General features: G+C 73.6%; 3 protein-coding genes and 1 pseudogene. All 4 read right to left on the bottom strand.

Annotated elements, in window-relative coordinates:
- Positions 1 to 1,600: AMP-binding protein (locus H5J29_RS23880; protein WP_181783274.1), on the bottom strand; the 1,600-nt coding region annotated here is incomplete at its 3' end.
- Between the two features lie 3 nt (positions 1,601 to 1,603).
- Complete coding sequence (sbnA, locus tag H5J29_RS23875) at positions 1,604 to 2,584, bottom strand: 2,3-diaminopropionate biosynthesis protein SbnA (RefSeq protein WP_181783273.1); 981 nt, start codon at positions 2,582 to 2,584, stop codon at positions 1,604 to 1,606.
- 280 nt (positions 2,585 to 2,864) lie between these two features.
- Positions 2,865 to 3,584: a cobalt-precorrin-6A reductase gene (locus tag H5J29_RS23870; RefSeq protein WP_181783272.1), complete on the bottom strand. Its 720-nt coding sequence runs from the start codon at positions 3,582 to 3,584 to the stop codon at positions 2,865 to 2,867.
- Between the two features lie 59 nt (positions 3,585 to 3,643).
- Positions 3,644 to 3,978: pseudogene (locus H5J29_RS23865) on the bottom strand (precorrin-4 C(11)-methyltransferase); the annotation flags it as partial.

Below are 3,978 nucleotides of genomic sequence, written 5' to 3'. Positions count from 1 at the left end.
CCAGGCCGTCGGCGGTCAGCGGCAGGGTGTCGAGCCGCTCCAGGCGGGCAGGCAGGTGCTCCGTCGCCAGCCGCTCGTGCAGCCAGGACGCGATCTCCCGCTCGGTCACTGCCGGGCTGTCGGCGCGCAGCGAGTAGAAGCCGACCAGCTCGGTGTCGCCCGCTCGCTCGTGCGGGACGACCACGGCCGACGCCACCCCGGGCACCGCCAGCATCACCGACTCGATCGCGGTGAGGTCGACACCCCCGCCCTGCCCCTGCGGTGTCACACGACCGCGGTACTCGATCTCGCCGGCGTCGTCGACGCGGCCGAGATCGCCGGTCCGGTAGATCCGACCGGACGGGTTGCCGGGGATCCCGAGGAAGTCGTCGACGAACCCGGCGCCCGAGGGGTCGGGGAAACCGCAGGCGAGGCCCAGCCCGGCCACGCCGATCTCGCCGGTCTCGCCGTGCCGCAGGGCGCGCCGCGAGACGTCCGGGTCGAGCACGACGGTGGCGAAGGTCGGCAGCGGCACGCCGATCGTCATCGGCTTGTCCGGGTGTGCCTCGGTCCAGGTCGCCGCGGCCGACGCGCCGGGCGGGACGTAGGCGACGAGGAAGCGGCGGTCGGGTCGGTGCCAACGCGCGACCAGGCTCTGGGGACAGACCTCCCCCGAGACCAGCAGGACCCGCAGCCGGGGCAGATCCGCCTCGAGCGTGGCCAGCACGGCCGGGGTGGTGGCCAGCGCCGTGACCCGGCGCTCGGCCAGGACGGCGTGCAGGGCGTCTCCGACGAGGTTCGGGCCGTCGGGTGCGGGCACCAGCGTGGCACCCGACGCCCAGGCCATCCAGACCTCCCCGAGGCCGGCGCCGGAGGACAGGGCCCGGCCCTGGTAGAGGCGGTGCCCGCGGACACCGAAGGTCTCGGACGAGACCCGGACGGCGTTGCACATGCTGCGGTGGTCGATCGCGACGCGCTCGGACCAGCCTGCGGGGCCGGGGACGTGCACGACGTACGCGGGCCGTTCGACGGCCTCTCCCCGCTCGGCGGGCTGCAGCCGCTGCGGGCTCATCTCGGCGATCAGGGCGGCGGCCGCGTCGAGGTCGAGGACCTCCGCCCCGGCGGGCAGCGTCCCGGGGACGGCGACCCGCCCGCGGAGGTGGGATCGGGTGAGCACGATCCGGACCTCGGCGTCGGCGACGAGGTACGCGAGGCGTTCGGCCGGGGCGTCGGGATCGAGCGGAACGCAGGTGGCACCGATCTTGAGGACCGCGAGCAGGGCGACGTAGGTCTCGACGCGGGTGTCGAACAGCAGGGCGGTCCGGTCACCGGGGTGGGTGCCGTGCAGGCGCAGGAAGCGGGCGAGCCGGTTGGCGCGGGCGTCGAGCTCGTCGTAGGTCAGACGGACCCCGGGGCCGTCGACGGCGAGCTGCCCCGCCCTGCCGTACTCCCTGATCCAGTCGCACCGCTCCTCGAACACCGAGTCCAGGCGTTCCTGTCGGCGCACCCGCCAGCCCTGCGCCTCGTGCCGATCGACGAGGACCAGCTCCGAGAGCGAGGCGGGCGGGCCCGGGTGGACCTGCGTCCGGGTGGGTTCCGGGGTGGGCGGCGACAGTGCCATGTCTCAGGCCACCAAGCTCTCGTCGGCGGGCTCGGCGCCGAGCACCTCGTCGCCGAAGTTGTCCCGGACCCACTCGGTCCGGTACAGCGTGTCGAGGTAGCGCTCGCCCAGATCGGGGGCGAGCGTTACCGCGGTGAGGTGTGCGGCCGAGTTCCGGTCCAGCCAGGCCTTCGCCCCACTGACCACCGTGCCCGTGGATCCGCCGAAGAGGAAGCCCCTCCTCGCGATCCGGTGGCACATGGCGATGGTGTCGGCCTCCTCGACGAACACCACGTCGTCGACGTAGGACCGGTCGAACACGGCCGGGCGGACGCTCGTGCCGAGGCCGGGGATCATCCGACGTCCGGGCTGCTGGTCGAAGGTCACCGAGCCGACGGCGTCCACCGCGACGATGTGCACGTCCGGCCGGTACTGCCGGAACCAGCGGGCGCACCCCATCAGGGTGCCGGTGGTGCCCGCGCCGACGAACAGGACGTCGAGCTGCGGGAACTCCTCGGCGATGGCGGGCGCGGTGGTGCGGAAGTGTGCCTTCCAGCTGTTCGGGTTCGAGTACTGGTCCAGACAGAGGGCGTTCGGGTCGGCCGCGAGCAGGGCCCGCACGTGCGCCTGCCGGGCGCCGAGGAGTCCCTCGGGACCGGCCTCGCGGATCACGTGGACCTCGGTGCCCATGGCCCTCATCAGCGCGATGGTGGCGCCGTTGCACCGGATGTCGGTGACGCAGACGAAGCGGTAGCCCTTGTGCGCGGCGATGATGCTCAGCGCCACCCCCAGGTTGCCGGACGACGACTCGACCAACGTCGACCCCGGTCCGAGCTGCCCGTTCCGCTCGGCGGCCTCGACCATCGAGGACGCCGCCTTGAGTTTCACCGATCCTGCGAAGTTGAAGCCCTCGCACTTCAGGTACAGCTCGTGTCCGACGAGGGTGCGGAGATCGACGAAGAGCCGCTCCTCCGTGAACTCCTGCGGACCACTGACGATCGGCATTTCAGCCTCCCCCCGTTGTGCAGCCTCGATGCTGCGTCCCCCCGGTTCGTCGGCCGCCGACTGGGCGGTCTCGACGGGAATGAGAATGCTCGGGAAGGAGCCTTCGGACATTGGGGTGGATACCCGGGGCGACGGAGTGGTCCCCCGACCTGAGCGGGGGTTGACCCCCGGTTCTGCGGGGGGACCGCTCCCCGGCGAGCTCGGCCCCGCGTCTCCGGACCATGCCGTGCGGGTCGCCCTGACCGTCGTCCCGGCCCTGCCCACCGCGCACGGTCCGCGGTCAGTGCGTCGCGACCCGTTCCGCCGCTTCCTCCGGCGTCGTCACCACGGGAACGTCGGCCGGCAGCGGGGGACGGTCGACCATCACCACCGAGATGCCCAGGTCCCGCGCGGCCACCAGCTTCGCGGCCGTGAGCGCACCACCGGAGTCCTTGGTGACCAGCACGTCGATCCGGTGCTCGAGCATCAGCGCTCGCTCCCCGTCGACGGTGAACGGCCCACGCTCGAGGATCGACAGCATCCGTTGCGGCGCAGGAGGATCGGGCGGGTCGACCGACCGCACCAGGAACCAGGCCGCCGAGTCCGCGAAGACCGCGAGGTCCTGCCTGCCGGTCGTCAGGAACACCCGCGAGCCCGGGAGCGCGCGAGCGGCCGCGACCAACGACGGCACCCGCGTCCACCGGTCCCCCGCGACCTCCGACCAGCCCGGCCGCCGCAGGACGACGAGCGGAACGCCCGTGAGCGCGCAGGCCTCGGCCGCGTGTGCGGTCATCCGCGCCGCGAAGGGGTGGGTCGCGTCGACGACCTGGGTGATCCGCTCCGCCCGCAGGTAGCCGACCAGCCCGTCGACCCCACCGAAACCGCCCACCCGCACCTCGCCCGGCGGGAGCACGGGCGCGCGCACACGTCCGGCGAGGGAGGACACGGCAGCGGGCAGCAGCCCGGCCAACCGGCGGGCCTCGGAGGTCCCGCCGAGGATCAGCACCCGGTGCGGGGCCACACCCCCCGACGTCCCACTCGCGGGCTCGGGTGTCCGACTCGCGCCGCGGCGCGGCGGGGTCAGGGCTCCGTCCGGCACCTGGTGTCCGAGTAGAGGTGGCTGTCCGGGAACTGCTCGGCAGCGAGGGCCTGACCCACGATCACCACCGCCGTGCGCTGGATGCCGGCCTCGTGCACGGCGTGCGCGATGTCGTCCAGCCGCCCGCGCAGCACGATCTCGTGGTCCCGCGACGCGTACGCGACGACGGCGGCCGGGCAGTCCGACCCGTGGATCGGGACCAGCTCCTTGACCACCTCGTCGATCCGGTGCACGGCGAGGTGCAGCACCAGCGTGCCGCCCGCCCGCCCCAGGTCCTGCAGCGACTCCCCCGGCGGCATCGGGGTCGCGCGCGCCG

The sequence above is a fragment of the Pseudonocardia pini genome, assembly GCF_013870575.1.
Lineage (GTDB): Bacteria > Actinomycetota > Actinomycetes > Mycobacteriales > Pseudonocardiaceae > Pseudonocardia > Pseudonocardia pini.
This window is presented reverse-complemented; position numbering and strand designations above follow the sequence as displayed.

What these genes read in the sequence shown, in the direction of transcription:
- sbnA (WP_181783273.1), bottom strand. Translation starts at nt 2,584, where the DNA reads ATGCCGATCGTCAGTGGTCCGCAGGAGTTCACGGAGGAGCGGCTCTTC.